Source organism: Ideonella oryzae, assembly GCF_024055665.1.
In the GTDB taxonomy this organism is placed as follows: domain Bacteria; phylum Pseudomonadota; class Gammaproteobacteria; order Burkholderiales; family Burkholderiaceae_C; genus Ideonella; species Ideonella oryzae.
This window is the reverse complement of the sequence record NZ_JAMXMC010000002.1, coordinates 199,682-213,738: the sequence shown is the minus strand read 5'-3', so window position 1 is coordinate 213,738 and position 14,057 is coordinate 199,682. Positions and strand designations below refer to the sequence as shown.

The window sequence follows — 14,057 nt, the reverse complement described above, 5'->3', positions numbered from 1 at the left end:
CCGATGCGGTGGGAGCGGTCGGCGCGCTCACTCGTAGCCGTAGCTGCGCAGGTGTTCCTCGGTGGCGGCCCAGCCGGAACGCACCTTGACGAAGAGCTCCAGGAAGACCTTGGCCTCCATTAGGCGTTCCAACTCCTGCCGGGCCTCGGTGCCAATGCGCTTGAGCCGCTCCCCCTTCTCGCCAATGATCATGCCCTTGTGGGCATCGCGCTCGACGACGATGGTGGCGGCGATGCGGCGCAAGGCGCCCTCCTCCTCCCATTTGTCGATCACGACGGTGGAGGTGTAGGGCAGCTCATCGCCCGTCAGGCGGAAGAGCTTCTCGCGGATGATCTCGCTGGCCAGGAACTTCTCGCTGCGGTCGGTCAGCGCATCCTCGCCGTAGAACCACTCCTGCTGGGGCAGATAAGGTTTGAGAATGGCGAAGAGTCGGTCCACATCGGCCTGCTTCTGGGCCGACATGGGCACAAACTCGGTGAAGGCGTGGCGCTCCTGCATGCTCTTGAGCCAGGGCAGCAGGTCGGCCCGCCGCTGCACGGTGTCCAGCTTGTTCGCAATCAGCACGCAGGGCTTGCCCTCGGGAACAAGTGCCAGCACCTTGGCATCGGCCATACCGAAGCGGCCGGCCTCGACCAGGAACAGCACGATGTCCACGTCCGACAGGGTGGACTGCACCGTGCGGTTGAGGGTGCGGTTGAGCGGATTGGCGTGCTTGACCTGGAAGCCCGGGGTGTCCACGAACACGAACTGCGCCTCGTCCACCGTGCGAACGCCGGTGATGCGGTGGCGGGTGGTCTGCGCCTTCTTGGACGTGATGCTGATCTTCTGCCCCACCAGGGCATTCATCAGGGTGGACTTGCCCACATTGGGGCGCCCGACGATGGCAATCAGGCCACAACGGGTGGGCTGCCCATCCACTTCGGACGGCGGCAGGGAAAAGGGCTGGTCGGGTTCCACGTTGGACATTGTGCGGCGAAACAGGCTGTCGCGGGTCGCGCATGGGCGCGACCGGCAGGGTCAGAGGATCCGAAGGCCTGTGCAGGGGCCTCCGGCGGAAAGAGATGTCAGTCGCGCGCGCCGGGACGCACGCCGTCCTCGGCCTGCAGGAGCGCCAGCATCTTCTGGGCGGCTTCCTGCTCGGCAGTCCGGCGGGAGCGGCCTTCGCCGGTCTGGGCCTTGCCCAGGCTGGGCACGGCACACTCGACCTCGAAGGTCTGGGCATGGGCCTGGCCCCGGGTGGCCAGGATGCGGTAGGACGGCACCGGCAGCCGGCGGCCCTGCAGCCATTCCTGGAGTTCGGTTTTGGCGTCCTTGCGCCAGCTCTCGGCGGTGGTGGAGGTGATGACCTCGCCGAACAGCTGCTGGACCAGGGCCTGCGCGGCCTCCAGCCCACCATCCAGGTAGACGGCGCCGATGACGGCCTCCATGGCATCGGCCAGAATGGACGCACGCTGGGCGCCACCGCCCTTGGCCTCGCCCTCGGACATGCGCAGGACCTCGGGCAGGTGCAACTGCAGGGCAGCCTTGTGCAGGCTGTCCTCACGCACCAGATGGGCACGCACCCGGGTCAGGTCACCTTCGTCGGAATCGCCGAAGCGGTCGAAGAGCAAACGCGAAACCGCCAGACTGAGCACCGCGTCACCCAGAAACTCCAGGCGTTCGTTGTGCTCCGCCCCATAGCTGCGGTGGGTGAGCGCACGCCGCAGCAGCTCGGGCCGCTGGAAGCGGTGACCCAGGCGCTGCTGCAGCAGTTCGTCACGTCCCGACACCGTCATCTGTGTCGTTCCTCAGCGGTTGCCACCGCGGTACTTGATCAGCAGGAAGACCGGTGAGAACAACTCGATCTCCTTGTCATAGGAGAAGCTGATCTTCACGTGGTCGCCGCTCGAGTCGATCTCCAGATCATTGGCACTGATGGAGCTGATCGAGTACTCGATGGCCTGCTGTGCCTCGAAGGCCCTGCGGATTTCAGGCGCGGTGGTGGCGCCTGAGTCCGCGATCTTCTGCACCGCGCGCTGGATGGTGAGGTATTCGTTGACGGTGGGGAAGACCTTCATGGCCAGCACCGCCAGCATCCCGATCAGCACGGCCCAGAGCAGCATGCCGAACAGCGACAGGCCACGTTGGCGGCCAGCGGCAGTGACAGGACGGTGGGACCGGTTGCGGATCGCCATGGGGTTCACCTCATTGGAAGCCGCCGATGCGGCCGGGGTTGCGGAAGTTCATCCAGACGAAGAAGGCTCGGCCCACGATGTTCTCGTCCGGCACGAAGCCCCAGTATCGCGAATCTTCCGAATTGTCCCGGTTGTCACCCATCATGAAGTAGTGACCCGCGGGGACCTTGCAGACAAATCCCTCGATGCTGTAGCGGCAGTTCTCGCGGAAAGGGAACTGCCGAGGTGCGTCCACATTGAACGGCAGCACCTGCGGGCGGCGCTGGATGCTGTGTTCCACCGGACCGATCTTCTCGGAGAACTGGGCCATGTAGCGCATGCTCTCGTCATCGTAGGCGTCGCCCAGGGCCTGGGTGGGCACCGGCTGACCGTTGATCTTGAGCTGGGCGTTCAGGTAGGAGACCTCGTCACCCGGCACGCCGATCACCCGCTTGATGTAGTCCAGGCGCGGGTCCACCGGATAGCGGAACACCACCACATCACCCCGCGCGACGTCGTGGTTGGCGATGATCTTCTTGTCGATCACCGGCAGGCGCACACCGTAGTGGAATTTGTTCACCAGGATCAGGTCGCCCACCTGCAGCGTCGGAATCATCGAGCCCGAGGGGATCTTGAACGGCTCGAAGAGGAACGAGCGCATCACGAAGACCACGATGATCACCGGGAACAGGCCCGCGGTCCAATCCAGCCACCAGGGCTGGCGCAGCAACTGCTCGCGCGCCGCGGCGATGTCGCCATCGACCTTGTCGATGCCGAGCTTGGACAGTTCAGTCCGGCGGGCGGCATCCTGGGCTTCCAGGGTGCGCGCAGCCGCCTCGCGCCGGGGCTTGAAGCGCCACTTCTCGGCCACCCAGTAGAGGCCGGTGACCACGGAAAGAATGAGCAGCAGCAACGCGAAGTTGCCGAACCACAGATCCAGATACCAACCGCCCAGGTAGACGATCAGGGCGCCGTACAGCACGGCGGTCAATGCACTCATGGGGGTGTCAGTCATCCACTTGGAGAATGGCGAGGAACGCTTCCTGCGGCACCTCGACGGTGCCGATCTGCTTCATGCGCTTCTTGCCAGCCTTTTGTTTTTCGAGCAGCTTGCGCTTGCGGGTGATGTCGCCGCCGTAGCATTTTGCCAGCACGTTCTTGCGCAGCGCCTTGATGTTCTCGCGCGCGATGATGTTGGCGCCGATGGCGGCCTGGATGGCCACGTCATACATCTGGCGGGGAATCTGCTCGCGCATCTTGGCGGCCACCGCGCGGCCGCGGTAGGCGCTTTGGCTGCGGTGCACGATCATGGCCAGCGGGTCCACCCGGTCGCCGTTGATCAGGATGTCCACCTTCACCACGTCCGCGGCACGGTACTCCTTGAACTCGTAGTCCATGGAGGCGTAGCCGCGCGAGACGGACTTCAGCTTGTCGAAGAAGTCCAGCACGATCTCGGCCAGCGGCAGCTCGTAGGTCAGCATGACCTGCTTGCCGTGGTAGGCCATGTTGAGCTGCACGCCGCGCTTCTGGTTGCACAGCGTCATCACCACACCGACGTAGTCCTGCGGCATGTAGAGGTGAACCGTGACGATGGGCTCGCGGATCTCCCGGATGCGGCCCTGGTCCGGCATCTTCGAGGGGTTCTCCACCTCGATCACCTCGCCGTCGCCCAGCTCCACCTGATAGACCACGCTGGGGGCCGTGGTCACCAGGTCCTGGTCGAATTCACGCTCCAGGCGCTCTTGCACGATCTCCATGTGCAGCAGGCCCAGGAAGCCGCAGCGGAAGCCGAAGCCCAGCGCCTGCGAGACTTCCGGCTCGAAGCGCAGCGAGCTGTCGTTGAGCTTGAGCTTCTCCAGCGCATCGCGCAGCTGGTCGTACTCGCTGGCCTCGCTGGGGTAGAGGCCAGCGAACACCTGCGGCTGGATCTCCTTGAAGCCCGGCAGGGCCTCGGTGGCCGGGCCGGCATTGTTGGGCAGCTTCTTTTCCAGCGTGACGGTGTCACCCACCTTGGCAGCGGCCAGTTCCTTGATACCGCAGATGATGAAGCCGACCTCGCCGGCCTTCAAAGCATCACGGTTCTCGCTCTTGGGCGTGAACACACCCAGGTGCTCGATCGGGTAGACGGCATTGGTGGCCATCATGCGGATGCGTTCGCCCTTGCCCAACTGGCCATCGACCATGCGCACCAGCATGACGACACCGACATAGTTGTCGAACCAGGCGTCGATCACCATGGCCCGCGGCGGACCGCTGGCATCGCCCTTGGGCGGCGGCATGCGGGCGATCACAGCCTCCAGGATGTCGTCGATGCCCAGGCCGGTCTTGGCCGAGCAGGGGATGGCCCCGGACGCGTCGATACCGATCACGTCCTCGATCTCTTCCTTGGCTCGGTCCGGGTCGGCCTGGGGCAGATCCATCTTGTTCAGGACCGGGATGACCTCCACGCCCAGGTCCAGCGCGGTGTAGCAGTTGGCCACGGTCTGTGCCTCGACACCCTGGGAGGCGTCCACCACCAGCAGCGCACCTTCGCAGGCCGACAGGGAGCGGCTGACTTCATAGGAGAAGTCCACGTGCCCCGGGGTGTCGATCAGGTTCAGGTTGTAGATCTTGCCGTTCTGGGCCTTGTATTGCAGCGACGCCGTCTGCGCCTTGATCGTGATGCCGCGCTCGCGCTCGATGTCCATCGAGTCGAGCACCTGGGCTTCCATCTCGCGGTCACTCAGGCCACCACAGCGCTGGATCAGACGGTCCGCCAGCGTGCTCTTGCCGTGGTCGATGTGGGCAATGATGGAGAAATTTCGGATGTGGTCCATGCGGTGAGGAATTCGGCGATGGGCCGTCGGATGGGCCTGGTGTCAGGAGGCCAGGACGATGGCAAAGAGGGGTCGGCAAGGGGCTGTCGTGCGCGCCCGACCGGGTCGGATCTCGGCAGACGCGCCGTGGACACAGCGGCTAAAAAAAAGGCACGTCCAAAGAGGAGACGCGCCTTCCAACAAAACGTATGGCAACTGCTTGTTGGGCTTTCATTGTAGCCAAAAGCCCCTTCCCACAATGCCCCGATGTGGCGGGAAAGCGGCTGAGGGCCTGCCTCGCCATCCAAGTTATCAACAGTTTATTCACAGTTCCCAGGGGAAATGGCCATCCTGGGCCGGGGTCCGGGATCCGCCAGCTTCCGCCTTGTGAAAAGACCTCCCAGGGCAGTCAACCAAAGAGGTTCCAGGCCTTTCAGTGGCCGCCCGGCTGGACGATCACATAGTTGACCCACTCGCCCCGCCGAACCAACAGAGTGACCCGCTGCTTCTTGTCGAGCTTGGCCACGACCACCCCGAATTGCTTGGCGTCCCGGATCTCGGTGTTCTCGACCGTCAGGATCACATCCCCCTCGCGCAGACCGGACTTGGCTGCGGGGCCTTCGGCCTTGACCACCTGAACACCGTTCTTCAGACGCAGATCCCGCTTCTGGGCATCGCTGAGGTCATCCACCGTCAGGCCCAGAGCGTTGCGAGCCGGCACAGGGGCCTCGGCGTCCTTGCCCGCCGGCTTGTCGGCCTCGAATTCGCCCACGGTGACCGCCATGTCCTTGTACGCCCCCCGTCGGAAGACCTGGAGGTTCACCTTGGTGCCCGGCTTGATGGCGCTGACGCCGCGCTGCAGGTCGGAGGCCTTCTCCAGCGCCTTGCCATCGAGCTTGACGATGATGTCGCCCGCTTCCAGGCCCGCCTTCTCGGCCGGCGACGCCGGCTCCACCGCGCGCACCATGGCGCCCTGGGGCTTGCCCAGGCCGATCGACTCCGCCACCTCGCGGGTGACCTCGGCAATCATGACGCCGATGCGCCCACGCACCACACGGCCGCTGGTGCGCAGCTGGTCTGCCACGCGCATGGCCTCGTCGATGGGGATCGAGAAGGAGATGCCGGCATAGCCGCCCGACGGGCTGTAGATCTGCGAGTTGATGCCCACCACCTCGCCGCGCATGTTGATCAGCGGGCCACCGGAGTTGCCGGGGTTGATGGCCACGTCGGTCTGGATGAAGGGCAGCAACTCGCCGGTGTCGCGCTGCTTGGCGCTGACGATGCCCGCAGTGACCGTGTTCTCGAAGTTGAAGGGCGAGCCGATGGCGATCACCCATTGACCCACCTTGAGCTGGCCCACGTCGCCGATCTTGACGGTCGGCAGGTTGGTGGCCTCGATCTTCACCAGGGCCACGTCGGAGCGCTTGTCCGCCCCCACCAGCTTGGCTTTGAACTCGCGCTTGTCTGGCAGGGTGACCGTCAGTTCGTCCGCGCCCGACACCACGTGGGCATTGGTCATGATGAGACCATCGGCACTCAGGATGAAGCCGGATCCCACGCCTCGGCGAGTGGGCTCGTCGTCGTCCGACTCACCGTTGTCGTCACCACGGGGCACGGCACGCGGCAGGGGAATGCCGAAGCGGCGGAACAGTTCCTCCATGCCCGGGTCGATCTGGGCACTGCGCGGGTCCACGTGCACCTTCTCCTCGGTGCGGATATTCACCACGGCCGGGCCGACCTGCTCCACCAGGTCGGTGAAGTCGGGCAGCATCCGTGTCGCGGGCTCGGCGGCCAGGACCGGCGTGGCCATCCAGAAGGCCCCCAGGCCCAGGACGACGGCCCCCAGGGAACAGCGCCAGCGGATGCGTTCGCCGGCCAATGCAAGAACTCGCATGCATTCTCCTCTCTGCATGATGGGCCGCACGGCCCTGTTGGTCTTGTCGTGTCCCGGGGCTCGCCCGTGACTCAGTGCTTGTGCTCGAGCGCGCCGGCAAATCGGCGCAAGGTGTCCGGGGGAACGTCCCCCATGATGGTCACCCAATAGTCGTCTCGCCGGCCCATCAGCGTGTGGGTCGCGCCAATGGTGACGCTGACCTCCCCCTGATGACGGGACGCCTGGTACGGTTCGATGAACAGTGACACATGGGTCAGGCCATCGGAATAAATGGCCTGCAGCACCGTCGGAGCCCCCGGGGTGCCCATCGGATCCAGGCTGCGCTTGGCGCAATGCACCTCCCTGAAGCCAGGCGGCAGACTGCTCATGCTCCAGCCCTCCCCTTCCAGGGTGGCCGGCTGGACCGTCGGACGCAGCACCCGGTAGCCGTCGAGCTTGCGCATCGACGACACCACCAGTTCGGGCTGGGGTTTCACGCCAATGGACAGTTCGGAAAAGGCGGCGGACTCAAGCGGCTGCCCATTGAGCCCCAGCACCTCGGAGCGCAGCAGCAAGCCCGTCTGCCGTTCTGCCCACAGCCGCTGGCTGAAGCGGATGGTGTCCTTGGCCTTCAGCAGAACCACATCGGCATCGTAGCCCGCCACGCGATCATGCCCCAGAGGACGCAATTCGTACCATTCCAACACCCGCTTGCTGCCGGAACCCGACAGAAGGGCTGGAAACATCGCCCGCGGATCACGCTGCTCGATGACCGCCATGTGGACGCGGGGCCAGACGGTCTGGACCAGATCGTTGTGCCGCCACATGCTGCGCGGCTCACCGTCCAGCGCCTCGACGCGTTCGTATTGCTGCGAGCCTTCGCAGTAGTGGGCCACCCGAGAACTGCTGACCGCCCCGCCCCCCGTGAACACCAGGGTGCCCTGGAAATTGCGGGTCGACGCTGCAGCCTGGCTGCGCATCAACCAAGCCTTGGCGGTGAGGGCCGGCTCGCTGGCGGCCTCCGCCGGTGAAGGGGCACTGGCGCCTGCAGCCCGAACACTGCCCGAGGCCAACATCAGGGCGCCCATCGCCCCTGCCAGCAGCGGCTTCTGCCAACCGCGTCCAACGAACCCCTGCATGTGCTTGTACCGCCTCAGGACTTCACTCGCCATCCGGACTCAATGCCACCTGCCGAATGCCACCAGGCGCCGCCAGGGCAGGCCCCTGCGCAAACTGCCGATGGGCCATCAGGTAGCGATCCAATTGCGGGTTGCGCTGCATGGGAATGACGGCCGCCACCTCCGACATGGAGGCCGGCGTGGCCACGGCCTGCACCTGCGCCAGTTCCACCCCGGCAGGCGCCACGCCCGGAACCGGAGAACGCCACACCATGGCAGCGCCCACCGCCATCACGCAGCCAGCCGCCACAGCCGCAGAGGCTGTCCAACCGCGGTGCGACACCAGCACCCGCCGCCAGCGCGCGCCGGCCCGGAGGGGCACCACGTTGGAAGCCGCGCCCGGAACCTCCTGCGGCCCCAGGGGAGACATCGGCGCCAGCACCACTGGCTCATCCGCCAAGCGGGCACGCAGGCAACTCAGGAAGTGCGCATCATGCCCTCCGCCCGCGCTGATCAGGTCGTCCGAGCGCATGGCGTCCCCGATGAGGGTGTAGCCATGCCAGTTAGCACGGCAATCCTCGTCGTCGCGCCAGGCCTGCAGCGCCTGTCGCATCTCGCCTTCTGTGGCCTCGCCATCGGCCATGGCCGACAGGCAGGCGCGCACCACGTCACGTTCGTTCAGGGGCTCCGACATCATCTCTGACACTCCAGCAGCCAACAGGCCTCACCAACGTTCACCATCGCGCGTGTCCAGCAGGGGTCGCAGTCGCTGGGCAATCGCCTCACGGGCACGAAAGATCCTCGATCGAACGGTGCCGATCGGGCAATTCATCACTTCCGCAATTTCCTCGTAGCTCAAGCCTTCGATCTCTCGCAGCGTGATGGCTTGACGCAGATCTTCCGACAAGGCATCGATCGCGGCATTCACAGTCGCGGCAATTTCCTTGCTGGCCAGCATCGCGTCGGGCGTGGCCATGTCGGTTTGTTCCGTTTGCGAAGAGGAAGTTTCATCATCGTCACCGGAGATGGCCAGGGCGGCCTCGGTGATGATGGGGTCCCGCTTGAGATCGGCCAGTGCCTTCTTCGCAGTGTTCACTGCAATCCGGTACAGCCAAGTGTAGAACGCGGAATCTCCCCGGAACTGCGGCAGCGCACGGTAGGCCCGGATGAAGGTTTCCTGGGCGATGTCGAACACCAGGTCGCTGTCGCGCACCATGCGGCCAATCAGGCGCTCGATACGGCGCTGGTACTTGACCACCAGCATCTCGAAGGCCCGCACATCGCCTTGCTTGACCCTCTGCACCAGGATGGCGTCAGCATCGCCCTCCGGTGTCATGTGACCTCCACACGAGAGATCGCAGACACCTGACGGGGCTCGCCAGCGTGCTGCACCAGCGCGACGCGCAGGGCATGCCAGTCGGCCGCCGAAGCGGCATCCGCCCGGTCGAGCATCAGCCAGCGGCGGGTGCCATTGCCACTCGCACTCTCACGCCAGCAGGCCAGCAACCAGCGGCCGCCATCCCACTGGAGGGACACCTCGCCGCCGCACCGGCTCCCCAGAGACCACTGAACACCGTTCCAGACCAGGATCGACGGAGTCCGGCGGCACCATAGACGGTCGGCGATGCCCATCGATGTCAGCGCAACGAGGACCGCGGTCTGGAGCGGCCAGGGTGATACCGCCCAGCCCAGCGCCGCAAGAGCCGTCGAGGGCAAACCAAGGTGAACCAGGCGCCAAAGCCCCAGTCCCCCATGGGCCACGGGCCAGGCTGCGGGCGGCGCGGCGCGCATGCTGCCCGCCTCAGGACGCTGCGACGCGCTCAGACGCGCCGGAACACCAACGTGCCGTTGGTGCCACCAAAGCCGAAGTTGTTCTTGACCGCCACGTCGATCTTCATCTCACGCGCCGTGTTGGCGCAGTAGTCCAGGTCACATTCGGGGTCCTGGTTGAAGATGTTGATCGTGGGGGGCGAGATCTGGTTGTGCAGCGCCAACACCGAAAACACCGACTCGACGCCACCCGCGCCACCCAGCAGGTGGCCAGTCATCGACTTGGTCGAGTTGACCACCAGACGCTTGGCATGGTCGCCAAAGGCCAGCTTGATGGCATTGGTCTCATTGAGGTCACCCAGTGGCGTGGAGGTTCCATGCGCGTTCAGGTACTGGACCTCCTCGGGGTTAATCTGCGCACTGCGCAGCGCCGCCTTCATGGACCGCCTGGGGCCGTCCACATTGGGCGCCGTCATGTGATAGGCATCGGCGCTCATGCCGAAGCCGATCACTTCAGCGTAGATCTTCGCGCCGCGTTTCCTGGCATGCTCGTACTCCTCGAGCACCATCACGCCAGCGCCTTCACCCAGCACGAAACCATCGCGGTCCTTGTCCCAGGGGCGGGACGCAGTGGCCGGATCGTCGTTGCGGGTGGACAGGGCCCGGGCAGCCGCAAAGCCACCCACACCCAGCACGTTGACGGTGGATTCGGCACCGCCGGCCACCATGACGTCAACGTCACCATGCTCGATCATGCGGGCCGACAGGCCGATGCAATGCAGGCCCGTCGTGCAGGCCGTCACCAGCGCCAGATTGGGGCCGGTGAAACCGAAATGGATGGACACGTGCCCGGAGATCATGTTGATGATCGAGGCCGGGACGAAGAACGGGGAGATGCGGCGGGGGCCGCGCTCCACCACCGTCCGGGCGGTCGCCTCGATCTCGGGCAGGCCCCCGATGCCTGAGCCGATCATGCAGCCGATACGCTCGGCTTGCTCTTCGGTCAGCGCCTCTCTCGCGGGCAGACCCGCATCCTTCACCGCCTGGATGGCCGCGGCCACGCCGTAGTGAATGAAGGCGTCCATGTGCTTGGCGTCCTTGCCGGGGATGTAGTCCTCGACATTGAAGCCTTTGACCTCGCCTGCGAACTGGCAGGCGATGCCGGAAGCATCGAACTTCGTGATCGGCGCGATGCCGGACTTCCCCGCGAGGAGATTGGTCCAGCCTTCGGACACCGTGTTGCCGACGGGGCTGATGAGCCCCATGCCGGTGATGACAACGCGTCGACGGGTCATGCGTGAGATCGGATCAAAAAACAATCCAGGGCCGGATCAGGCCTTGGCGTGGGCCTTGGCGTAATCAATCGCCAGCTGCACGGTCGTGATCTTTTCGGCTTCCTCATCGGGGATTTCGATGCCGAACTCGTCCTCGAGGGCCATCACCAGCTCGACGGTGTCCAGGGAATCGGCGCCCAGGTCGGCCACGAAGGCCTTTTCGTTGGTGACGTCGGCTTCGGGAACACCCAGCTGCTCGGCAATGATCTTCTTGACGCGTGCTTCGATATCGCTCATGACTCCTCCAGGAGGGATTGCGTAAAACGGCCGGATTCTACGCTGGCAGACCCAGCTCTCCGACCAAGGGACTCAGTTCATGAACATGCCGCCGTTGACGTGCAGCTCTGTTCCGGTGATGTAACCCGCCTCGGCAGACGCGAGAAAAGCCACAGCATGGGCGATTTCCTCGGGTTTTCCAAGACGTTGCAGGGGAATTTGCTGCATCAGCGCAGCCTTCTGGGCTTCAGGCAGCACCTCGGTCATGTCGGTGGCGATGAAGCCGGGCGCGACGCAATTGACCGTGATGTTGCGGCTGCCGAGCTCGCGGGCCAGGGCTCGGGTCAGGCCGGCCACGCCGGCCTTGGCCGCCGCGTAGTTGGCTTGCCCCGGGTTGCCGGAGGCGCCGACCACGGACGTGATGCTGATGATGCGACCAAAGCGTTGCTTCATCATCGGGCGGATAGCGGCCCGGCTGATGCGGAAGACGGCCTTGAGGTTGGTGTCCAGCACCGCATCCCAGTCCTCGTCCTTCATGCGCATGGCCAACTGGTCGCGGGTGATGCCCGCGTTGTTGACCAGCACGTGCAGCCCACCGTGGGTCTTGACGATTTGCTCGACGGCAGCCTCGATGCCAGCGGCGTCGTTGACGTTCAGGCACAGGCCCTCGCAGCCGGGGAAGGCCGACAGCGCCTCAAGGATGCTCTGGGCGCCGGCCTCGCTGGTGGCGGTGCCGATCACCCGGTAGCCGCGCTGAGCCAGGGTCAAGGCGATGGCGCGGCCGATGCCGCGGGTGGCCCCGGTCACCAGGGCGGTCTGGATGGTCGTCTCGCTCATGCCAGCAGTTCCTTTGTCTTCTCCAGGGAAGCCGGGTCGGACACGTGGCCCGTGACCAGTTCGGCGTCGATGCGCGCCACCATGCCGGTCAGCGCCTTGCCGGGGCCGCATTCGATCACATGGGTGACGCCACGGGTGCGCAGGGCCCGCACCACCTCCACCCAGCGCACCGGCCCAAAGGCCTGGCGGTACAGCGCATCCCGGATGTAGTCCGCGGTCTTCTCGACCTGCACATCGATGTTGTTGATGACCGGGATGCCCGGCTCGGCAAATGCCGTGGTGGCCAGACGGGTCTTCAGCACCTCGGCCGCCGGCTTCATCAGACTGCAGTGGAAAGGCGCTGACACCGGCAGGGGCAGCGCACGCTTGGCGCCCATGCCCTTGAGGGTGACACAGGCGGCATCCACCGCAGCCTTGGTGCCGGCGATCACGGTCTGCTTGGGATCATTGAAATTGACAGCCTCGACCACCTCGCCGGTGGCCTGCGCCGCCTCGGCGCAGCCGGCCCGCACCACCTGGGACTCCAGCCCCAGGATGGCGGCCATGGCGCCGGTGCCCACTGGCACGGCATCCTGCATGGCCTGGGCACGCAACTGGACCAGCGGCAAAGCATCCGCCAGGGCCAGACCGCCGGCGGCCACCAGCGCGGTGTACTCACCCAACGAATGGCCGGCCATCGCCGCGGGCGTGAACCCGGTCTCTGCCAACCAGGCACGGTAGCAGGCCAGCCCCGCCACCAGCATCACCACCTGGGTGTTGGTGGTCAGGTCCAGTTGTTCCTTGGGGCCTTCGTGGATCAGGGACTTCAGGTCCCGGTCCAACACTTGGCTGGCCTCGTCCACGGTGCGGACCACCTCGGGGTGATCGCCCCAAGCATCCAGCATACCGACCGACTGGGACCCCTGCCCCGGAAAAACGACTGCAAATTTACTCATGGGCTGTGACAGCTTTTAGATGGGATGCTGCGGAACCGTCGACTCAGTAGTCGATCAGCGCCGCGCCCCAGGTGAAACCGCCCCCGACCCCTTCTAGCATGAGGGTATCTCCCCGCTGGATCTTGCCGCTGCGCACAGCGACATCCAGCGCCAGGGGAATCGACGCTGCCGAGGTGTTGCCGTGCTCATCCACGGTCACCACCATGCGTTCCATCGGCAGCTTCAGCTTGCGGGCAGTGCCCTGCATGATCCGGATATTGGCCTGGTGAGGCACCAGCCAATCCACGTCCGAGGCCTGGCGGCCCGCCGCTTCCAGCACTTCGCGCGCCACATGGTCCAGCGCGTGCACGGCCAACTTGAAAACCGCCTGCCCATCCATGCGCAGCAACGGTCGCCCGATGACCTGTCCACCCGAGACATGCCCTGGCGTGCACAGCACTTCAACATGGCGGCCGTCGGCATGAAGCCGGGTGGCCAGGATGCCGGGCTCCTCCGAAGCCTCGAGCACGACGGCACCGGCGCCATCACCGAACAGCACGCAGGTGGTCCGGTCGCTGAAATCAAGGATCCGGGAGAAGACTTCCGATCCGATCACCAGGGCGCGACGTGCGGTACCGCTGCGGATCATCGAATCCGCCACGCTCAGGGCGTAGATGAAACCGGCGCACACCGCCTGCAGGTCGAAGGCCGCCCCCTGCTGGATCCCCAGTTTGCGCTGGATGATGCACGCGGTGGACGGAAAGACCATGTCCGGCGTGGAAGTGGCCACGATCAACAGGTCGATGTCGGTCGCCTGGACGCCTGCGGCCTCCATCGCCCGCCGAGCGGCCTCCGCCCCCAGATCGCTGGAGGTGACTTCCGGCGCCGCAAAGTGCCGCGCCCGGATGCCTGTGCGCTCAACGATCCACGCGTCGGAGGTCTCGATGCCCCGCCCGGCCAGCTCGGCCGCCAGTTCATCGTTGCTGACGCGGCGTTCGGGCAGCTTGCTGCCCGTACCGGTGATGCGAGAGAAACGCGGCAAGGTCA

At 65.4% G+C, this 14,057-nt stretch carries 15 protein-coding genes; all 15 read right to left on the bottom strand.

Annotated features, from left to right (window positions below; all coding sequences use genetic code 11):
* Window positions 1-27 precede the first annotated feature (27 nt).
* The 15 genes from era to M0L44_RS03560 all read right to left on the bottom strand — a co-directional run bounded on the left by era (window position 28) and on the right by M0L44_RS03560 (window position 14,052).
* The gene (era, locus tag M0L44_RS03630; protein WP_252768249.1) at window positions 28-966 is read right to left on the bottom strand and encodes a GTPase Era; all 939 of its coding nucleotides are present in this window, start codon (window positions 964-966) and stop codon (window positions 28-30) included.
* 98 nt (window positions 967-1,064) lie between these two features.
* Window positions 1,065-1,775 (bottom strand): ribonuclease III, encoded by a 711-nt coding sequence (gene rnc / locus M0L44_RS03625; RefSeq protein ID WP_252768248.1) that lies wholly within the window; start codon window positions 1,773-1,775, stop codon window positions 1,065-1,067.
* Between the two features lie 12 nt (window positions 1,776-1,787).
* Complete coding sequence (locus M0L44_RS03620; RefSeq protein WP_252768247.1) at window positions 1,788-2,174, bottom strand: DUF4845 domain-containing protein; 387 nt, start codon at window positions 2,172-2,174, stop codon at window positions 1,788-1,790.
* Between the two features lie 10 nt (window positions 2,175-2,184).
* The gene (gene lepB / locus M0L44_RS03615; RefSeq protein ID WP_252768246.1) at window positions 2,185-3,153 is read right to left on the bottom strand and encodes a signal peptidase I; all 969 of its coding nucleotides are present in this window, start codon (window positions 3,151-3,153) and stop codon (window positions 2,185-2,187) included.
* Window positions 3,154-3,160: 7 nt separating this feature from the next.
* Entirely contained in the window at window positions 3,161-4,969 is a 1,809-nt protein-coding gene (gene lepA, locus M0L44_RS03610) for a translation elongation factor 4 (protein ID WP_252768245.1), read from the bottom strand.
* A 412-nt stretch (window positions 4,970-5,381) separates the two neighbouring features.
* Complete coding sequence (locus tag M0L44_RS03605; protein WP_252768244.1) at window positions 5,382-6,842, bottom strand: DegQ family serine endoprotease; 1,461 nt, start codon at window positions 6,840-6,842, stop codon at window positions 5,382-5,384.
* A gap of 71 nt (window positions 6,843-6,913) precedes the next feature.
* Entirely contained in the window at window positions 6,914-7,960 is a 1,047-nt protein-coding gene (locus tag M0L44_RS03600; RefSeq protein ID WP_252768243.1) for a MucB/RseB C-terminal domain-containing protein, read from the bottom strand.
* Between the two features lie 22 nt (window positions 7,961-7,982).
* Complete coding sequence (locus tag M0L44_RS03595; RefSeq protein WP_252768242.1) at window positions 7,983-8,633, bottom strand: sigma-E factor negative regulatory protein; 651 nt, start codon at window positions 8,631-8,633, stop codon at window positions 7,983-7,985.
* A gap of 30 nt (window positions 8,634-8,663) precedes the next feature.
* Window positions 8,664-9,275, bottom strand: a complete 612-nt coding sequence (rpoE, locus tag M0L44_RS03590) for an RNA polymerase sigma factor RpoE (protein WP_252768241.1) — start codon at window positions 9,273-9,275, stop codon at window positions 8,664-8,666.
* Window positions 9,272-9,475 (bottom strand): hypothetical protein, encoded by a 204-nt coding sequence (locus M0L44_RS03585; protein WP_252768240.1) that lies wholly within the window; start codon window positions 9,473-9,475, stop codon window positions 9,272-9,274. The genes rpoE and M0L44_RS03585 overlap by 4 nt, the downstream gene beginning before the upstream one ends.
* 284 nt (window positions 9,476-9,759) lie before the next feature.
* Complete coding sequence (gene fabF, locus M0L44_RS03580; RefSeq protein ID WP_252768239.1) at window positions 9,760-11,004, bottom strand: beta-ketoacyl-ACP synthase II; 1,245 nt, start codon at window positions 11,002-11,004, stop codon at window positions 9,760-9,762.
* 36 nt (window positions 11,005-11,040) lie between these two features.
* Window positions 11,041-11,280, bottom strand: a complete 240-nt coding sequence (gene acpP, locus M0L44_RS03575; RefSeq protein WP_022983099.1) for an acyl carrier protein — start codon at window positions 11,278-11,280, stop codon at window positions 11,041-11,043.
* 72 nt (window positions 11,281-11,352) lie between these two features.
* Complete coding sequence (gene fabG / locus M0L44_RS03570) at window positions 11,353-12,096, bottom strand: 3-oxoacyl-ACP reductase FabG (protein ID WP_252768238.1); 744 nt, start codon at window positions 12,094-12,096, stop codon at window positions 11,353-11,355.
* A complete protein-coding gene (gene fabD / locus M0L44_RS03565; protein ID WP_252768237.1) occupies window positions 12,093-13,031 on the bottom strand; it encodes an ACP S-malonyltransferase in 939 nt (312 codons plus the stop codon). Before fabD ends, fabG begins: the two co-directional genes overlap by 4 nt.
* Window positions 13,032-13,074: 43 nt before the next feature.
* Window positions 13,075-14,052: a beta-ketoacyl-ACP synthase III gene (locus M0L44_RS03560; RefSeq protein WP_252768572.1), complete on the bottom strand. Its 978-nt coding sequence runs from the start codon at window positions 14,050-14,052 to the stop codon at window positions 13,075-13,077.
* Between the last annotated feature and the right edge of the window lie 5 nt (window positions 14,053-14,057).

What these genes read in the sequence shown, in the direction of transcription:
- era (WP_252768249.1), bottom strand. Translation starts at nt 966, where the DNA reads ATGTCCAACGTGGAACCCGACCAGCCCTTTTCCCTGCCGCCGTCCGAA.
- M0L44_RS03605 (WP_252768244.1), bottom strand. Translation starts at nt 6,842, where the DNA reads ATGCGAGTTCTTGCATTGGCCGGCGAACGCATCCGCTGGCGCTGTTCC.
- M0L44_RS03620 (WP_252768247.1), bottom strand. Translation starts at nt 2,174, where the DNA reads ATGGCGATCCGCAACCGGTCCCACCGTCCTGTCACTGCCGCTGGCCGC.
- rpoE (WP_252768241.1), bottom strand. Translation starts at nt 9,275, where the DNA reads ATGACACCGGAGGGCGATGCTGACGCCATCCTGGTGCAGAGGGTCAAG.
- lepB (WP_252768246.1), bottom strand. Translation starts at nt 3,153, where the DNA reads ATGAGTGCATTGACCGCCGTGCTGTACGGCGCCCTGATCGTCTACCTG.
- fabD (WP_252768237.1), bottom strand. Translation starts at nt 13,031, where the DNA reads ATGAGTAAATTTGCAGTCGTTTTTCCGGGGCAGGGGTCCCAGTCGGTC.
- fabG (WP_252768238.1), bottom strand. Translation starts at nt 12,096, where the DNA reads ATGAGCGAGACGACCATCCAGACCGCCCTGGTGACCGGGGCCACCCGC.
- fabF (WP_252768239.1), bottom strand. Translation starts at nt 11,004, where the DNA reads ATGACCCGTCGACGCGTTGTCATCACCGGCATGGGGCTCATCAGCCCC.
- lepA (WP_252768245.1), bottom strand. Translation starts at nt 4,969, where the DNA reads ATGGACCACATCCGAAATTTCTCCATCATTGCCCACATCGACCACGGC.
- M0L44_RS03595 (WP_252768242.1), bottom strand. Translation starts at nt 8,633, where the DNA reads ATGTCGGAGCCCCTGAACGAACGTGACGTGGTGCGCGCCTGCCTGTCG.
- rnc (WP_252768248.1), bottom strand. Translation starts at nt 1,775, where the DNA reads ATGACGGTGTCGGGACGTGACGAACTGCTGCAGCAGCGCCTGGGTCAC.
- acpP (WP_022983099.1), bottom strand. Translation starts at nt 11,280, where the DNA reads ATGAGCGATATCGAAGCACGCGTCAAGAAGATCATTGCCGAGCAGCTG.
- M0L44_RS03600 (WP_252768243.1), bottom strand. Translation starts at nt 7,960, where the DNA reads ATGCAGGGGTTCGTTGGACGCGGTTGGCAGAAGCCGCTGCTGGCAGGG.